The 16,504-nt window shown below is 67.6% G+C and carries 15 protein-coding genes and 2 tRNA genes; 2 read left to right on the top strand and 15 right to left on the bottom strand.

All coding sequences use genetic code 11. The features are described from left to right. From DBY63_RS24640 to DBY63_RS24630, 3 genes are read right to left on the bottom strand one after another with little or no spacing between them, the layout of a single operon-like run. Complete coding sequence (locus tag DBY63_RS24640; RefSeq protein WP_074582790.1) at positions 1–984, bottom strand: sugar kinase; 984 nt, start codon at positions 982–984, stop codon at positions 1–3. Next, positions 981–1,892: an SMP-30/gluconolactonase/LRE family protein gene (locus DBY63_RS24635; protein ID WP_051398760.1), complete on the bottom strand. Its 912-nt coding sequence runs from the start codon at positions 1,890–1,892 to the stop codon at positions 981–983. The genes DBY63_RS24640 and DBY63_RS24635 overlap by 4 nt, the downstream gene beginning before the upstream one ends. Further along, positions 1,879–3,174: an MFS transporter gene (locus DBY63_RS24630; RefSeq protein WP_256594537.1), complete on the bottom strand. Its 1,296-nt coding sequence runs from the start codon at positions 3,172–3,174 to the stop codon at positions 1,879–1,881. The genes DBY63_RS24635 and DBY63_RS24630 overlap by 14 nt, the downstream gene beginning before the upstream one ends. Before the next feature lie 193 nt (positions 3,175–3,367). Here DBY63_RS24630 and kdgR point away from each other — a divergent pair, with 193 nt between their 5' ends. Further along, on the top strand, positions 3,368–4,150 hold the full coding sequence (kdgR, locus tag DBY63_RS24625) for a DNA-binding transcriptional regulator KdgR (RefSeq protein WP_108583047.1): 783 nt from the start codon (positions 3,368–3,370) through the stop codon (positions 4,148–4,150). Positions 4,151–4,328: 178 nt separating this feature from the next. Next, on the top strand, positions 4,329–5,954 hold the full coding sequence (locus DBY63_RS24620) for a methyl-accepting chemotaxis protein (protein ID WP_108583046.1): 1,626 nt from the start codon (positions 4,329–4,331) through the stop codon (positions 5,952–5,954). Positions 5,955–6,093: 139 nt separating this feature from the next. Here DBY63_RS24620 and DBY63_RS24615 read toward each other — a convergent pair. From DBY63_RS24615 to DBY63_RS24560, 12 genes are all read right to left on the bottom strand, one after another. Further along, positions 6,094–6,170, bottom strand: a tRNA-Asp gene (locus tag DBY63_RS24615). Positions 6,171–6,208: 38 nt separating this feature from the next. After that, positions 6,209–6,284, bottom strand: a tRNA-Val gene (locus DBY63_RS24610). Between the two features lie 79 nt (positions 6,285–6,363). After that, on the bottom strand, positions 6,364–7,131 hold the full coding sequence (locus DBY63_RS24605; protein ID WP_027602056.1) for an SDR family oxidoreductase: 768 nt from the start codon (positions 7,129–7,131) through the stop codon (positions 6,364–6,366). Next, a complete protein-coding gene (locus DBY63_RS24600; RefSeq protein ID WP_027599652.1) occupies positions 7,128–8,339 on the bottom strand; it encodes an O-succinylhomoserine sulfhydrylase in 1,212 nt (403 codons plus the stop codon). The genes DBY63_RS24605 and DBY63_RS24600 overlap by 4 nt, the downstream gene beginning before the upstream one ends. Positions 8,340–8,349: 10 nt before the next feature. Then, the gene (purF, locus tag DBY63_RS24595) at positions 8,350–9,858 is read right to left on the bottom strand and encodes an amidophosphoribosyltransferase (RefSeq protein ID WP_007158654.1); all 1,509 of its coding nucleotides are present in this window, start codon (positions 9,856–9,858) and stop codon (positions 8,350–8,352) included. A gap of 81 nt (positions 9,859–9,939) precedes the next feature. Continuing rightward, positions 9,940–10,485, bottom strand: coding sequence for a CvpA family protein (locus DBY63_RS24590; RefSeq protein WP_007158655.1), 546 nt, complete (start codon positions 10,483–10,485; stop codon positions 9,940–9,942). 54 nt (positions 10,486–10,539) lie between these two features. Further along, on the bottom strand, positions 10,540–11,205 hold the full coding sequence (locus DBY63_RS24585; RefSeq protein ID WP_027599653.1) for an SPOR domain-containing protein: 666 nt from the start codon (positions 11,203–11,205) through the stop codon (positions 10,540–10,542). Positions 11,206–11,208: 3 nt separating this feature from the next. Then, positions 11,209–12,501, bottom strand: a complete 1,293-nt coding sequence (gene folC, locus DBY63_RS24580) for a bifunctional tetrahydrofolate synthase/dihydrofolate synthase (RefSeq protein ID WP_108583045.1) — start codon at positions 12,499–12,501, stop codon at positions 11,209–11,211. Continuing rightward, positions 12,501–13,370: an acetyl-CoA carboxylase, carboxyltransferase subunit beta gene (gene accD / locus DBY63_RS24575; RefSeq protein ID WP_007158658.1), complete on the bottom strand. Its 870-nt coding sequence runs from the start codon at positions 13,368–13,370 to the stop codon at positions 12,501–12,503. Before accD ends, folC begins: the two co-directional genes overlap by 1 nt. Positions 13,371–13,580: 210 nt before the next feature. Beyond that, the gene (locus tag DBY63_RS24570) at positions 13,581–14,210 is read right to left on the bottom strand and encodes a phosphoribosylanthranilate isomerase (RefSeq protein WP_074582808.1); all 630 of its coding nucleotides are present in this window, start codon (positions 14,208–14,210) and stop codon (positions 13,581–13,583) included. A gap of 54 nt (positions 14,211–14,264) precedes the next feature. After that, positions 14,265–15,116, bottom strand: a complete 852-nt coding sequence (truA, locus tag DBY63_RS24565; protein WP_007158660.1) for a tRNA pseudouridine(38-40) synthase TruA — start codon at positions 15,114–15,116, stop codon at positions 14,265–14,267. 71 nt (positions 15,117–15,187) lie between these two features. Beyond that, positions 15,188–16,504: FimV/HubP family polar landmark protein (locus DBY63_RS24560; RefSeq protein ID WP_146750275.1), on the bottom strand; the 1,317-nt coding region annotated here is incomplete at its 5' end.

Raw genomic sequence — 16,504 nt, 5'->3', positions numbered from 1 at the left:
TCAGGCCTGGGCAGTGAGCGCGGGAATCAGGGGCGGCAGCGCCGGCATGGCGGCGCGCGGGATGAGTGCACCGGGATGCTGGATGACCGTGGCGGCGAGGCGATGCCCCCAGGCGGCGGCCACCTCGGGCGCCCCGCCCTGGAGGCGGCAGGCCAGGTAGGCGGCGCTGAAGGAATCCCCGGCGGCGGTGGTGTCCACCACTCGGGCCACGGCTTCGCCGGCCACCTCCTGGCGCCCCTGGCGATGCTGCAGCAGGCAGCTGCGCGCGCCGCGCTTGAGCGCCACCTCGGCCACGCCCCACTCGGCGTACTGGGCAAGCAGCGCCGCCTCGTCGGCGAAGCCGAACAGCGCGGCGTCGTCCTCCCAGGTCACCAGCGCCAGGTCGGCGAGCTGCAGCAACCGGTGATAGGCCGTGCGCGCCGCCTGCAGATTCGGCCATAGCCGCGGCCGGTAGTTGTTGTCGAAGACGATGCGGGTGCCGGCAGCGCGCGCCTGGCGCAGGGCCTCCAGCAGCCGCTCGCGACCGGTATCGGTCAGCACCGCCAGGCTGATGCCGCTGAGATAGAGCAACTGATACTCGGCCAGGGCCGCCAGCAGCGGCTGGGCCTCGGCGCCGTCGAAACACTCCCGCGCCGCCGCCTCGCCGCGCCAGTAGAGAAAGCGCCGCTCGCCGTCGGCATCGGTCTGGATCAGATAGAGTCCCGGCAGACGCCCGGGCAATACCCGCACCCGCGCGTCACTCACCCCCTCCTCCCGCCAGCGTGCGCGCATGGCCTGGCTCAGGCTGTCGTCGCCCACCGCGGTAAGGTAATCCACCTGCACCGGGTCGTCGCCGAGCAGCCGCCGCAGATAGACCGCCGCATTCAGGGTATCGCCGCCAAAGGCCTGGCCCAGCTGGCCATCTTCCTGACTGCGCAACTCGACCATGCATTCGCCGATGAGGCCGATGCGGGTCAGGGGGGACGAAACGAGGGGTAGCGTCATGCAGACTCCTGAGGATGGTCCGGAACCCGGACGCGGCAGGCGGACACTGCCAGGCCGGTCACGCCGGGATCGAGGCGAAAGCTGCGCCCGGCCAGGGGTTGCGCCTGGCGGGCGGAATCATCGAGACCCACCCGGGCGGTGGTGATCAGCAACTGCTCCAGGCGCGCGCCATAGAAGGCGCAGGAGGTGACCCGCGCCACCGGCAGCTCCACCCAGGCGAGCAATACGCCCTCGGCGCTCCAGCGACTCAGGCGATAGCCGTCCCAGTGGGCGATCCACAGCGCGCCCTCGCTGTCCACGGCCAGGCCATCGGGCACGCCGGGCTGCTCGCCGAAGTCGATGAGGGTGCGTCCGCGACCGAGCTGGCCACTGGCGAGATCGAAGTCGAAGGCCTGCACCCGGCGGGTGGGCGAATCTATGTAGTAGAAGGTCCGGTTGTCCGGGCTCCAGCCCAGGCCGTTGGACACGGTGATGCCGTCGAGGCGTTGATGCAGCTGGCCGTCCAGGTCCAGGCAATACAGCCGGCCGCCACCGGGCGCCTCGTCGAGCAGCGTGGTACCCAGCCAGAAGCGGCCGAGCGCATCGCACTTGCCGTCATTGAAACGGTGCTGAGGCCCATGGACCGCACGGGGCGGCTGCGCAACGGGCGTCGGCTGGGCGGCCCCGGCGGCCAGGCGCCAGACGCCGTCGCTCAGGGCCAGCCAGGTGGAACCGTCGACATGGGGCACGGCGCAGCCCAGCGGTCGGCCGAACTCCAGCACCTCGACCGGAGCCGCCGGCTGCGGCGCCGCGCGCAACAGGCGACCGGCCAGGATATCCACCCACAGCAGGCGCTGCTGTCGGGTATCCCAGACCGGGCCTTCGCCCAGTTCATCGCCATGATCGAACAGGCACTCAGGCGGCGCCATGCTGGGTCTCCTCCACGAAGCGCAGCGGTATCAGCACCAGCAGACAGCTCAGGGCGAGCATGGCGTAGCTCCAGTGCCAGCCGAAATGCTCGATCACGTAACCGGCCACCGGCCCCACCAGAAAGCCCGCCAGGCCCAGGCCCACGCCAATCAGCAGACCCAGGCCGCTGCCGGCCGCGCGGGGCGAGGAATCCACCGCCAGCGAATAGAGCACCACATAGGGCGAGTTGCGGAACAGGCCCCAGGCCAGCAGCAGGGTCCAGGCCATGGCGCGGCTGTCGATGAACATGCACAGCGCCACGCAGATCGAGAAGCCGACGGTCAGGATGCCCAGCGCGAACTTGCGGCCGCGGTGATCGCTCAGCGTCCCCCAGAAGATCTGCCCCGCCCAGCCCACCAGCCCCGAGGCGCCGGAGATCACCGCGGCCTCGGCCAGGCTCAGCCCCAGCTGGCTGGTGAGCTGGTAGGTCAGAAAGGTGGCCACGCCCATCTCGGTCCAGAGAAACAGGAAGTTCATCACCAGGCAGAGGCGCACGTTGCGCTCGGCGAAGGCCTGGCGCAGGTTGCTCAGCGGATTGCGCGACACCGGCGCGGCGGTGTCGACCGGCACGGTCAGCCGTTGCTCGCGGATCCAGGCATAGACCTGTTCCTCGTTGCGGCGGCGGCCGAGGTAGAGCTGCAGCAGGATGATCGGCAGACCGATCAGGGGAATCCAGAGAAAGGTGGCGCGCCAGTCGCCATTGGCCAGGATCAGCCCCATCAGGACCGGGCCGACGAATTGCCCCAGGGGCATGCCGGTATGGTGGACGCCCAGGGCGAAGCCGCGATTTTCCTTTTGCCAGAATTCGCTGGCCACGGCGATGTTGACCGGCTCCATGGCGCCGGTGCCCAGGCCCATGGTGAATCTCAGCACCTGCAGGGCGCCCAGCGAGCGCGCGTACACGGTGGCGAAGGCCGAGCCTATGGTCAGGGCGCAGGCTCCCACCCAGCTCCAGGCACGGCGGTGGCCGGTACCGACGCTGTCGGCCAGCACCCCCACCACCAGGGCGCCGACCAGGGTGCCGACGAAACTCAGCGAACTGAGCCAGCCGCCCTGGGCGGCGTCCAGTCCGAATTCCTGCATGATCGCCGGCAGCACGGTCGGCAACAGCTGGCGATCCACCGAAATCATCAGCATCGCCAGGGTGGTGATGCCCAGCATCTGCCAGGACACCGGATGGGCGCGGGGCAGCCAGCGGGGAGTATGAGCGGCAGGCGCCAATGCGCCCGGGGCCTTGGTCATGGATTTCATCGTCGCGGGTTCCGTTGTTGTTTTTGTTCGCACCGCCGGCGACTGCCAGCGGTGAGAGAAGACCCTTACGCGCGAAATGCTTTGGAACGTTGTTCCATTCGCTGGCGGACAGTGTTGCTGGCCTTTCCCGCATCCGTCAATCAGAATGGAACAGTGTTCCGGCAACCAGGCGACCGGCGGTCCCATGGAAAAGAATCAGCAACTCGGCAATGACATGGTCAGCGCCGTCGGGCGCACCCTGGCGGTGCTCGAAGCCCTCGGCGAGCGCGAGGACGACTGCGGCGTCTCGGAGCTGGCGCAGCAACTGGACCTGTCGAAGAGCACCGTCCACCGCTTCCTGCAGACGCTCAAGGCCCTGGGCTATGTGGTGCAGGACGCCGAAGACCGCTACCGCCTCAGCGTCAAGCTGTTCGAACTGGGCGCCCGCGCCCTGCCCCAGCTGGAGCTGGTCCGCGAAGCCGAACCAGGCATGCGCCTGCTCAACGACCTCACCGGCGAGACCGTCCACCTCGGCATCTTCGACGAGGGCGCCATCGTCTATGTGCACAAGCTCGATTCGCGCTACACCCTGCGCATGTATTCACGCATCGGTCGGCGGGCTCCGCTGTATTGCACGGGAATCGGCAAGGTGCTGATGGCCTGGCGCCCAGAAGCCGAGGTGCGGCAGATCCTCGCCCAGGAAACCTTTGTCCGTCGCACGCCCAACACCCTCGACAGCCTGACCGCCTACCTCGCGGAACTGGCGCGGGTGCGTGAGCTGGGCTTCGCCGAAGACCACGAGGAATTCGAGGCCAACATGAGGTGCCTGGCGGCGCCGATCCGCGATCGCTTCGGCCAGGTCATCGCCGGCCTGAGCGTGTCCTTTCCCTGCTTCCGCTTCCGCGAAGACCTCGAGGCCGAGTACGTCGAGCAGATGCTCGCCACCACGGCGCGCATCTCGGCGCAGATGGGTGCCCCGGCCAGCTAGCACCGCCCGGGATCGTCGCTCCCACGAGGGCACTGATTCGAGCGTCCAGCCATAGTCAGACCAATGGTCCTATGGCCGGCTCGGCCTTAAGCCGCCGCTAAGCCACCCCCTATAGCGTGTGATGCACATCACAACTCCAACCCGGTGTCCCGCCGGGGCTACCCTCACGGTGACTGTCATGATGATGCGCACACTCAAGGTGGGTCGCCGGTCGGCCTTGGCCTTCTCGGTTATCGTAGCAATCGTCATCGCGCTCGGGGCTATCGCCCTGATCCAGATGCGGCAACTTAGGCAGTCGGAAATCGAGGTGGAAACGGACTGGATGCCCAGCGTTCGCCAGGCCGGCCAGATGACTGCGGCGCTGCTCAGGTTGCGCCTCGAAAGCCTGAGAGCCCTGGGCACCCGGGACCCCGCGCGCCAGCCGGAAATGGCCACGGCCCTGGTCGATCTGCGCAGCCACTTCGCCACCGGGGTAAAGGACTATGCGCCCCTGGTGTCCAGCGATGCGGAGCAACGGCTGTACCAGGCGGTGCAGGACGGGGCCACGGCTTATCTGGGCCTGCTGGACAGCTTCGAGACCCTTTACCGCACGGGGGATCTGCCAGGCGCCGAGGCCCTGGCCAACGGCGGCATGCGCGCGGCCGCCGACCAGTTGCAGGCGCAGATCGAAAACCTGGCCGCGCTGAATGACCGGGGCGCCGTCGCCTCGGGCATCGAAGCGGGACGGATCTACGACCACGGCCTGGCCTGGGTCGCGGGGCTGATCCTCGCCACCCTGCTGGCCACCATCGCCCTGGCCTTCCTGCTGACGCGCAGCATCACCCTGCCCATCGGCGAAGCCCTGCGCATCGCCCAGCGGATCGCCAACAAGGATCTTGCCGAAGACATCCAGGTCACGGGCCGCGACGAGGCCGCCGGCCTGCTGACCGCCCTGGCCGACATGCAGGCCAATCTGCGCGATACCGTGGCCCATCTGGCGGACAGTTCCAGTCAGTTGGCCGCCGCCGCGGAGGAGATGACTGCGGTGATCGACGCTGGCAATCGCGGCCTGCTCAGACAAAACGACGAGATCGGCCAGGTGGCCACCGCGGTGACGGAAATGAGCGCCGCGGTGGACGAGGTGGCGCGCCACGCGGAGGAAAGCGCCGGCGCCTCGCAAAGGGGCAGCACCCTGACCCAGGCCGGCCTGCAACACGTGGCCGCGACCCTGACCGCCATCGAACGGCTGGCTACCCAGGTCGATCAGAGCAGCGGCCAGATCCAGACGCTGTCGGGACGCGCCCAGGCCATCAGCAACGTGGTCGACGTCATCCGCGCCATCGCCGAGCAGACCAATCTGCTGGCGCTCAATGCCGCCATCGAAGCGGCACGCGCAGGCGATCAGGGTCGCGGCTTCGCCGTGGTCGCGGATGAGGTTCGCGCCCTCGCCCACCGCACCCAGCAGTCGACGCGGGAGATCGAGGCCATGATCGGCACCATCCAGCAGGATTCGACGGACGCGGTGAAGGCCATGCAGCAGAGCAGCCAGACCGCCGAGCAATCCCTGGCCGTTGCCCGGGAAGCCAATGGCGCCCTGCTGGCCATCGCCGGAGCCATGGGCGGCATCGACGAGCGTACGGCGCTGATCGCCACGGCCGCCGAAGAACAGGCCCTGGTGGCCAAGGACATCGACCGGGGGCTGATCAGCATCAAGGACCTGTCCGACCAGACCGCCGCGGGCGCCAGCCAGACCTCCAGCGCCAGCAACGAGGTGTCGCGCCTGGCGGCCGGTCTCCGTCAGGTGGTGGCGGAATTCGTGATTTGACCGGGGCCGGCGCTGGCCGCCAAAACGGCGCCAGTCCGCGAAGGATCGGCCGGCCTTTTCTCCAGGCACAAAAAAAGCTGCCCTAGGGCAGCTTCTCTTGCGTCGTTCAGGTAGTTCAGAGGACCCGGAACGACTCGTATGGCGCGGCGGACGGGACTCGAACCCGCGACCCCCGGCGTGACAGGCCGGTATTCTAACCGACTGAACTACCGCCGCGCATTGCGTGCACCTTGCGGAACACTTCCCGAAGAGTTTGGTGGCTGATGACGGGATCGAACCGCCGACCCCCTGCGTGTGATGCAGGTGCTCTCCCAGCTGAGCTAATCAGCCATCCCCTTCGGGTGACGCGCATTCTCCTCGTAGCCCCTTGATCCGTCAAGGATTTTTCCAATTTTATTTTTTACGGGCGCTATTCCAGGTAGATCATCTTGCGGGTCATGCCACCGTCCAGGGTGATGGCCTCGCCGGTGATGAAACCGGCGTTGCCGCCGAGCAGCCAGGCCACGCAGGCCGCCACGTCCTCCACCGTCCCTACCCGTCCGACCGGATGCTGCTCGTGGTCGGCGGCGGACAGCGGTTCGGCCTCGCGGACATGGGCATCGCGCGCATCGATCCAGCCCGGGCAGAGGGCATTCACCCGCACTTCCGGGCCCAGGCTGACGGCCAGGGCATGGGTCAGGGCCAGCAACCCGCCCTTGCTCGCGGCATAGGCTTCGCTGTGGGGCTCGGACTGCCGGGCGCGGGTCGAGGCGATGTTGACGATGGCGCCCTGCTGCTCGCGCAGATAGGGCGCGCAATGCTTGGCCATCAGCATGGGTCCGTCCAGATTCACCCCGAGCACCTTGCGCCACTCGGTCAGCGCCAGGCTTTCCAGCGGCTGGCCCTGGGCGGTGGCGAGACCGGCGTTGTTGACCAGGGCGTCCAGCCGACCGAACTGGCCGATCACCTGGGCCACGGCGGCCTCCACCTGACCCTCGTCAGCCACGTCCAGAGCCACGAACCAGGCGCGCTCGCCGAGTGCGGCGGCCACCTTGGCGCCGCGCTCCTGCTCGATATCGGCCACCACTACCCGCCAGCCTTCGGCTATTAGCCAGGCGGCGATACCCAGCCCGATCCCACGCGCCGCGCCGGTGACCAGGGCGACACGCAGCTCTACCGGTGCGAACGTCAGACTCATAGCGCCGCCAGTCCGCGGGCCAGGTCCTGGCGCAGATCGCCCAGGTCTTCGAGACCCACGGCGATGCGGATCAGGCTGTCGCTGATCCCGGCATTGGCGCGCTCGGCCGGCGACAGTCGCCCGTGCGAGGTCGTCGCCGGGTGGGCGATGGTGGTCTTGGTATCGCCCAGGTTGGTGGTGATGGAGATCATCCGGGTGGCGTCGATGAAGCGCCAGGCGGCGTCGCGCCCACCGGCCACCTCGAAGCTCACCACGGCGCCAAAGGCGCTCTGCTGGCGGCACGCCAGCTCATGCTGCGGATGGCTTTCCAGGCCGGCATAGTGGACCCGCTCGACGCCGGGCTGGCCTTCCAGCCACCGTGCCAGCTCCAGTGCGGTCTGACTGTGCGCCTGCATGCGGATCTTCAGCGTCTCCAGGCCCTTGAGGAACAGCCAGGCGTTGAAGGGACTCAGGGTTGGCCCTGCGGTACGCAGGAAACCCACCACCTCTTTCATCTGCTCGGCACGACCGGCGACCACGCCGCCCATGCCACGACCCTGACCGTCGATGTACTTGGTCGCCGAATGGATGACGATGTCGGCACCCAGCGCGAGCGGCTTCTGCAGCGCCGGGGTGCAGAAGCAGTTGTCGACCGCCAGCAGCGCGCCTTGGGCATGGGCGATCTCGGCCAGGGCGGCGATGTCCACCAGCTCGGCCAGGGGATTGGACGGCGACTCGACGAAGAACAGCCGGGTGTTGGGCTTGCAGGCCGCCTGCCAGGCGTCCAGATCGGCCAGCGGCGGATAGTCCACCTCGATGCCGAAGCGCTTGAAGTACTTCTCGAACAGGCTGATGGTGGAGCCGAACACGCTGCGCGAAACCAGCACGTGGTCACCGGCGCTGCACAGGCTCATGACCATGGCCAGGATGGCCGACATGCCCGAGGCGGTGGCCACCGCCTGCTCCGCGCCTTCCAGGGCCGCGATGCGGGTCTCGAAGGTACGGACCGTGGGGTTGGTGTAGCGCGAATAGACGTTGCCCGGCACCTCGCCGGCGAAGCGCGCCGCGGCATCCGCGGCGGTCCGGAACACGTAGCTGCTGGTCAGGAACAGGGCTTCGCCATGCTCGCCTTCCGGCGAGCGCTGCTGCCCTGCCCGCACCGCCAAGGTCTCGAAGGCCGCGCCCTCGAGATCACTGTCCAGGCGTCCGGCATCCCAGTCTTGGCTCATGTGCAGCTCCTTAGTCGTTGTAAAGATCGATGATGGCGCTGACCGCCTTGTGCTTGACCTTGGCCGCGTCGTTGCGCGCCTGCTCGATCCGGTTCAGATAGGCGGCATCGACGTCGCCGGTGATGTACTCGCCATCGAACACCGCGCAGTCGAACTGCTCGACCTTGGGTGCCTTGCGGGTACGCACGGCTTCCTGCAGGTCCTGCAGATCCTGGTAGATCAGCCAGTCGGCGCCGATCAGTTCGCCGACTTCCTCGGTGGTGCGGCCGTGGGCGATCAGCTCGTGCACGCTGGGCATGTCGATGCCGTAGACGTTGGGGAAGCGCACCGCCGGGGCCGCCGAGCAGAAGTACACCTTCTTGGCGCCGGCTTCGCGGGCCATCTGGATGATCTGCTTGCAGGTGGTGCCGCGGACGATGGAGTCGTCCACCAGCATCACGTTCTTGCCGCGGAATTCCAGTTCGATGGCGTTGAGCTTCTGGCGCACCGACTTCTTGCGCGCGGCCTGGCCGGGCATGATGAAGGTTCGGCCGATGTAGCGGTTCTTGACGAAGCCCTCGCGGAACTTGACGCCCAGGTGGTTGGCCAGCTCCAGCGCCGCGGTACGGCTGGTGTCCGGAATCGGGATGACCACATCGATGTCGTGCTCGGGGCGCTCACGCTGGATCTTCTCGGCGAGCTTCTCGCCCATGCGCAGGCGCGCCTTGTAGACCGAGATGCCATCGATGATGGAATCCGGACGCGCCAGGTAGACGTGCTCGAAGATGCAGGGCGCATACTGCGGATTCTGCGCGCACTGGCGGGTGTAGAGGCGACCGTCTTCGGTGATGTACACCGCCTCGCCCGGCTCCAGATCACGGATCAGGGTGAAGCCGAGTACGTCGAGGGCGACGCTCTCGGAGGCGATCATGTACTCCACGCCGTATTCGGTGTGACGCTGGCCGAAGACGATGGGACGGATGGCGTTGGGATCGCGGAAGCCGACGATGCCGTAGCCGGTGATCATGGCCACCACGGCGTAGCCGCCACGGCAGCGCTCATGAACCTCGGAGACCGCGGCGAAGACGTCGTCCTCGGTCGGCTGCAGCTTGTTGCGCACCGCCAGCTCGTGGGCGAAGACGTTGAGCAGCACCTCGGAATCGGAGGTGGTGTTGACGTGGCGCAGATCGGATTCGTAGATCTCGCGGGACAGCTGCTCGACGTTGGTCAGGTTGCCGTTGTGCGCCAGGGTGATGCCATAGGGCGAGTTGACGTAGAACGGCTGCGCCTCGGCGGAGCTGGAGCTGCCGGCGGTGGGATAGCGCACGTGGGCGATGCCCATATGGCCGACCAGGTGCTGCATGTGCCGCTGCTGGAAGACGTCGCGGACCAGGCCGTTGTCTTTGCGCAGGAAGAGTTTACCGTCCAGGCTGGTGACGATACCGGCGGCATCCTGACCGCGATGTTGAAGGACGGTGAGCGCGTCGTACAAAGACTGGTTGACGTTCGTCTTGCCCACGATACCTACGATGCCACACATGTGACGCGACCCCACTGTTTCAAGTGATGCGACGGCGGACCATCGCAGGATGACCCCGCAAGGCGAGGCCTGGAAAAGCGTTCAAGGAGCCTTGGGCCCCAGCTGCGGCAGCAGTTGCAGACTGGGCATGGGCGTCGCGCCCAGCCACTGGCCGGCAAAGCCCAACAGCAGATTCTTCGACCAATCGGCCACCAGCAGAAAATGTGGAACCAGCACCGACTGCTGCCACCAGCCATCCTGCTGGACCGGCCCCAGGCTCAACAGCCCCACGGCCACTGTGATCAGCAAGGCACCGCGGGCAGCGCCAAAGGCCATGCCGAGAAAGCGATCGGTGCCCGACAATCCGGTGACGCGGATCAGTTCGCCAAGCAAGAAGCTCACCAGGGCACCCACGAGTAGCGTCAGCACGAAAAGAATGACACAGGCGGCGATCACTCGCCCGGACGGCACCTGAATATAGTCGACCAGATAGGTGGACAGTGCCCCACCGAAGACCCAGGCCACGCCACCGGCAACGATCCAGGTGGCCAGTGACAACGCTTCCTTGACGAAGCCGCGCCTGAGACTGATCAGGCTGGAAACGATGACAACGGCGACGATCGCCCAGTCCACCCAGGTGAAGCCCACGGCAAGGTCCACTTACAAAAAGGCCCTGCATTCTAGCAGAGCCTTGTGACCGGGTTAACCGCGCTCCGGCTGAAAGCGCACGACGAAACCCTTGACGCCATTCTGCTTGTTGAGCTGATCGCGCAGCCGATCCGCCTCGCTGCGCTCTATCACCGGCCCGACGAAGACGCGATTCATGCCGTCGGCGGTGCGCACATAGGCGTTGTAGCCCTGGCTGCGCAGCTTGGCCTGCAGGGCGTCGGCGCTGGGCCGGGACGACAGGCTGGCGAGCTGGACCGACCAGCTGTTGGGCAGATTGGCCGCGCCCAGCCGCGAGTCCGGCTTGGCCGCCGGCGCCGGTGTAGCTGCGGGTGCTGCCGGCGCGCTGGCGACGGGTGCAGGGGTGGCGGGCGCCTTGGCGACCGGCGCGGCAGGCTGGGATTGGGCAGGCGCGGGACTTACCGGCGCATTCTGCGTCGGCGCCTGGCCGGCGGTACCGGCAATGGGGGTCTGCGGCTTGCCGAGCGGCTTGGCCGGCTCGTCCGGTACCACCACCACGGGCGGCGCCTCGGGCGTCTGCACCGGCTGCACCTCGGTCGCGGGCACCGTGGGTGCGGCCGGCTGGGGCGGCGCCTCGACCGCCACCTTGCGGGCGTCGTCCTGGCGATTGAAGAGCATGGGCACGAAGATGATGATCAGCGCCAGCAGCACCAGCGCTCCGATGACTCTTTGCTTGAGCATGGGTTATGCCTCCGCGGATTCGGATGGGGAAGAGAGCTGCGCGAGCACCTCGGCGACGCTGTAGAAGGAGCCGAACACGACCACCTCGTCGTCGGCCGCACTGGCGGCCAGTTGCGCCTCGAAGGCGGCCAGCAGGGAGGCATGGGCCTCGGCCTGGACACCGCGTGCAGCCAGGCGTGCGGCCACCTCGGCCCCGTCGCGACTGCGCGGGGTCGGCAGGGTCGCCACCGCCCAGCTGGCGAACAGGCCCTCCAGGGGCGCCAGGATGCCGTCCAGGTCCTTGTCGGCGAGAACGCCGAATACCGCGCGACGCACGCCGGCGATTGGCTTCATGGCCAGGCGCCGGGCCAGGTACTCGGCGGCGTGGGGATTGTGGGCCACGTCCAGCAGGACGCTACGGGTCTCCCCTGCCCGCTCGACCTGGCGGCGATCGAGTCGTCCGGTCATGCGCGTCGCCTGCAGGGCCGCGGCGATCTGCTCCGGCAGCCAGGGCTGGTCGAGCAAGGCGTAGGCCTGCAAGGCCAGGGCGGCATTTTCCATGGGCAGGTCGAGCAACGGCAGACCGGGCAGCGCCAGGGCGTTGCCCTGGGCATCGCGCCCGCGCCAGAACCAGCCGGCGCTCTCGATCTGCAGGTCGAAGGCTTCGCCGCGCAGCAGCAAGGGAGCACCCAGGCGCTCGGCGACTTGGATCAGTGGCGCGGGGGGCTCCAGATCGCCACAGAGGGCCGGCTTGCCGGCGCGGAAGATACCGGCCTTTTCCACGGCGACGCTTTCGCGGGTGTCGCCCAGCCATTCGGCGTGGTCGAGGCCGATGCTGGTGACCAGCGCCAGATCGGCGTCGATCAGATTGACCGCGTCCAGGCGTCCGCCCAGACCGACTTCGAGGATGGCGACGTCCAGCCGGGCACGCTCGAACAGCCAGAAGGCCGCCAGGGTACCCACTTCGAAATAGGTCAGGCTGATCTCGCCCCGCGCGGCTTCCACCGCGGCGAAGGCGGTGCACAGATCGCTATCGCTGGCCAGGGTGCCGTCCACATCGACGCGCTCGTTGTAGCGCACCAGATGCGGCGAGGCATAGACGCCGACCCGCTGTCCGCTGGCGCGCAGCAGACTGGCGAGAAAGGCGCAGGTGGAGCCCTTGCCGTTGGTGCCGGTCACGGTCACCACCCGCGGGGCCGGCCGGGTCAGACCCAGCCGCTGCGCGACCTCGCGCACCCGGTCCAGGCCCATGTCGATCGCCGACGGATGCAGCTGCTCGAGATAGGCCAGCCACTGCGCGAGGCTGCGCGAAGCCATCAGGCCGCCGGTACCGGCTGGTGCTGGAAGGTCGCCAGCAGACGCGCCAGGCGATCACGCAATTCCTTGCGCGAGACGATGATGTCGACGGCGCCGTGCTCCAGCAGGAATTCGCTGCGCTGGAAGCCTTCCGGCAGCTTTTCGCGCACGGTCTGCTCGATCACGCGCGGACCGGCGAAGCCGATCAACGCCTTGGGCTCGGCGACGATGACGTCACCCAGCATCGCCAGACTCGCGGAGACGCCACCATAGACCGGATCGGTCAGCACCGAGATGAAGGGGATGCCCTCTTCGCGCAGACGCGCCAGCACCGCGGAGGTCTTGGCCATCTGCATCAGCGAGATCAGCGCTTCCTGCATCCGCGCACCACCCGAGGCGGAGAAGCAGATCAGCGGGCAACGCTCTTCCAGGGCCACGTTGGCCGCGCGCACGAAGCGCTCGCCGACCACGGCGCCCATGGAGCCACCCATGAAGGAGAATTCGAAAGCACAGACCGCCACCGGCATGCCCTTGAGGGTGCCGCGCATGGAGATCAGGGCGTCTTTTTCGCCGGTTTCCTTTTGCGCGGCGGTGAAACGGTCCTTGTACTTCTTGCTGTCGCGGAATTTCAGGCGGTCCACCGGCTCCAGCTCGGTACCCAGTTCTTCACGACCCTCGGCGTCGAGGAAGATGTCCAGGCGGCGTCGCGCATTGATGCGCATGTGGTGACCGCACTTCAGGCACACGTCCAGGTTCTTTTCCAGCTCCGGACGGTAGAGGACCGCTTCGCAGGCCGGACACTTGTGCCAAAGACCTTCCGGCACCGAACTGCGCTTCACCTCGGACCGCATGATGGAAGGAATCAGTTTGTCGACCAGCCAATTGCTCATGCATCTCTCTCCACTTGCATGGGCTCCCAGCGCGACCGCGGCCGCGCCTTCCTTGAGCATCTGTAATAGGTTCGGCAGCGCCCGCTGTTGCCCGGGCCGCTACCCTGTTGTCTCATGCCGACTCCCGGGGAGTCGGACGGCAGGCCCACCAGGGCGGATCTGCTTGAATATGTCGCAGGTGTGGACGGCAACCACCCGACGAGGGTCACATCAGGCGACCGGCGCACCCCGCACGGCCGCCACGAAACGCACGATCTCGGCGGCATCCTTGATGCCCTTGGCCTGCTCTACGCCGCCGCTCACGTCCACGCCATAGGCGCGGGACGCGGCGATGGCGGTGGCGACGTTGGTCGCGTCCAGTCCACCGGCCACGATCAGCGGCAGCGACAGATCCCGGGGTACCCGCGTCCAGTCGAAGGCCTGCCCTGTCCCACCGGGTACGCCGGCGACATAGGTGTCGAGCAGCAGCCCGCGGGCGCCGGCATGGTCCCGGGAGATGGCGGCGAGGTCGATATCCTCGCGCATGCGCAGGGCCTTGATATAGGGACGGCGATACCGGGCGCACTGCGCCGGGGTCTCGTCGCCGTGGAATTGCAGGAGGTCCAGGGGCACGGCGTCCAGCGTCTCCTCGATCTCGCAGGGCGAGGCATCGACAAAGAGCCCGACACTGGTGACGAAGGGCGGCAGCGCCGCGACGATCTGGCGCGCCTGGGCAGCGCTCACCGCCCGTGGGCTGCGCGCATAGAACACCAGGCCGATGGCATCGGCGCCGGCGGCCGCGGCGGCCAGCGCATCCTCGACCCGGGTGATCCCGCAGATCTTCACTCGAACGTTAGCCAAACCGGAATGACCTCGTTCCAAATCGATGGATGTTAGCAGACCACCCGCGCAGCGTCAGCCTTGGGGGTCATCCAGCTCGGGGATATGCCCCAGGAACAGCGGACCCAGCGGCCGCTTGGGCACCGGCGTGCTCTCGGGATATTCGGCGTCCACCAGGTAGAGGCCGTAGGGATGGGCGGTTACGCCACCCAGGCGCCGCTCCCGCGCCGCCAGGACCTCGGCGACCCACTCCACCGGTCGCTCGCCACAGCCCACCGCCATCAGCACCCCGGCGATGTTGCGCACCATGTGATGCAGGAAGGCGTTGGCGCGGATGTCCAGCACGATCAGCCGCCCGCTCTGCCAGAGGCGCAGGTGGTGGATGGTCTTGATCGCCGACTTGGCCTGGCAGGCCTTGGCCCGGAAGGAGGTGAAATCATGGGTACCGAGCAGCACCTGGGCTGCCTCGCGCATGGGCTCGATGCGCAGCGGACGATGATTCCAGGTGACCTCCTCCGCCAGGTGCGCAGGCCGGATCGGATCGTTATAGATCACATAGCGGTAACGCCGCGCCATGGCGCTGAAACGGGCATGGAATTCGTTGCTGACCGGCTTGACCCAGGTGACGCTGATGTCGGACGGCAGATTGGCGTTGGTGCCCATCACCCAGGCCTTGAGTGGCCGCGCGACCGGGGACTCGAAATGCACCACCTGGCCGGTGGCGTGCACGCCACAGTCGGTACGCCCGGCGCAATGCAGCGCGATGGGCGCCGCGGCGACCTCGGACAGGGCGTCTTCCAGGGTCTCCTGAACGGAGCGCACGCCCGGCTGCTGGCGCTGCCAACCGCGATAGCGGGCGCCCTTGTACTCGACGCCGAGCGCGATGCGCTGCGGCGGGACGATGATGGTGGGGTCTAGAAAATCCAAGGCGACGGCCAGGCGAAAAAAAGGGGAGGCAGCTTATAGCGCCTCCCCTCCTCTGCCAAGTCCGGCCAGCCTCAGCTGAGCTGGGCGATGATCTCGCGCGCTTCCTGCTGTTGCCCGGCGTTACCCTCGGCCAGCACCTCGTCGAGGATGTCCCGAGCACCTTCCGGATCGCCCATGTCGATGTAGGCACGCGCCAGGTCCAGCTTGGTGGCGGTCTCGTCTTCGCCGGACAGGAAGTCGAAGTCGTCCAGACCATCGCCCCCGGTGGTGCCGCTGGTGGTCTCCGCATCGAACTGGCGGGAGGCCTCCTGCAGGCGGGCGGCGAATTCCTCGTCGCTTTCGCGCTTGGGCGCCGGCTGCTCGTCGTCGAAGTCGGACAGATCGAAACTCGCGGGCAATTCGGCGTCGGTCGTCGAGGTCGCCGGCGGCGCCAGCGGCTCGTCGAAGGCCGAGCCGGCACTGGAATCCGCAAGAGGCTCCTCGTGCGCCAGGTCGCCCTGCCGTTCGAATTCGCTGAAGTCCAGGGCGAAGTCGTCGTCCTTGGCGGCGGGAGTCGCCGCCGAAGTGGCCGCGGGTTCGGCATCGAAATTCAGATCGAAGTCGAAATCGTCGCGCGGATCGGCCGCCTTGGCCTGGGCATCGGCGAAGGCCTCGCCGAACAGCGGCTCCTCGGCCGGACCGGCAGGCTGATGACCCTGGGTGTCCTCGCTGCCGAAGTCATCCAGGGACAGATCGAAGTCCTGGCTGTCCTCGGTGGCCGAGAAGCCCTGGTTGCGGGATTGCTCCTCGCTCAGTTCGTGGGCGGCGGCCAGGGCAGCCGCGCCGACCGCAGCGGAGGCTACCGCGACGGTGGCCATGGCCGGATAGCGCGACTTGAGATGCTCGACCGCCGGCTGGGCGCCGCCGATCTCCTTGAGTTCGCGCTCTTCGCGCTGGAAGCCATCCTTGTCGCCCATCTCGGCATAGACTTCCATGAGCTTGAGGCGCAGATCGGCGCGATGGGGCTCCTGGTCGCTGGCCTTCTTGAGCACCTCGGCCGCCTGGCTGAAGCGACCGTAGGCCATGTAGATGTCGGCCTGACCCAGGGCATCGTCCTGGGCATCGGCGTCTCGCGCGGCGTCCTGGGTACCCTGGCTCAATTCCAGGCCGGCGAGCGCATGGTGATCACCGAGTTCGGGATCGGCGTCGAACACCGTATCGCTGCGCGCGGCTTCGGCGTCGCGCTCTCGCTCCGCCTCCTTCACGGCATTGCGGCGCGAGTTGATCATCAGCAGCACCAGCAGCGCCAGCAGCGCGCTGCCGCCGATGATGCCCAGCCACAGCGGATTGCTGAGGATCTCGTCGAGGAAACTGTTGGTGGCCTCGGTCGGCTCGGTGGCCGGGGTGCT

The sequence above is a fragment of the Pseudomonas sp. RIT411 genome (assembly GCF_003057735.2).
GTDB lineage: Bacteria > Pseudomonadota > Gammaproteobacteria > Pseudomonadales > Pseudomonadaceae > Chryseomonas > Chryseomonas oryzihabitans.
Note: the sequence above shows the minus strand (reverse complement) of the source record. Positions and strands in the feature narration are given on the sequence as shown.

Coding starts and splice junctions, on each gene's coding strand:
- DBY63_RS24640 (WP_074582790.1), bottom strand. CDS start 984: ATGACGCTACCCCTCGTTTCGTCCCCCCTGACCCGCATCGGCCTCATC.
- DBY63_RS24635 (WP_051398760.1), bottom strand. CDS start 1,892: ATGGCGCCGCCTGAGTGCCTGTTCGATCATGGCGATGAACTGGGCGAA.
- DBY63_RS24630 (WP_256594537.1), bottom strand. CDS start 3,174: ATGACCAAGGCCCCGGGCGCATTGGCGCCTGCCGCTCATACTCCCCGC.
- kdgR (WP_108583047.1), top strand. CDS start 3,368: ATGGAAAAGAATCAGCAACTCGGCAATGACATGGTCAGCGCCGTCGGG.
- DBY63_RS24620 (WP_108583046.1), top strand. CDS start 4,329: ATGATGATGCGCACACTCAAGGTGGGTCGCCGGTCGGCCTTGGCCTTC.
- DBY63_RS24605 (WP_027602056.1), bottom strand. CDS start 7,131: ATGAGTCTGACGTTCGCACCGGTAGAGCTGCGTGTCGCCCTGGTCACC.
- DBY63_RS24600 (WP_027599652.1), bottom strand. CDS start 8,339: ATGAGCCAAGACTGGGATGCCGGACGCCTGGACAGTGATCTCGAGGGC.
- purF (WP_007158654.1), bottom strand. CDS start 9,858: ATGTGTGGCATCGTAGGTATCGTGGGCAAGACGAACGTCAACCAGTCT.
- DBY63_RS24585 (WP_027599653.1), bottom strand. CDS start 11,205: ATGCTCAAGCAAAGAGTCATCGGAGCGCTGGTGCTGCTGGCGCTGATC.
- folC (WP_108583045.1), bottom strand. CDS start 12,501: ATGGCTTCGCGCAGCCTCGCGCAGTGGCTGGCCTATCTCGAGCAGCTG.
- accD (WP_007158658.1), bottom strand. CDS start 13,370: ATGAGCAATTGGCTGGTCGACAAACTGATTCCTTCCATCATGCGGTCC.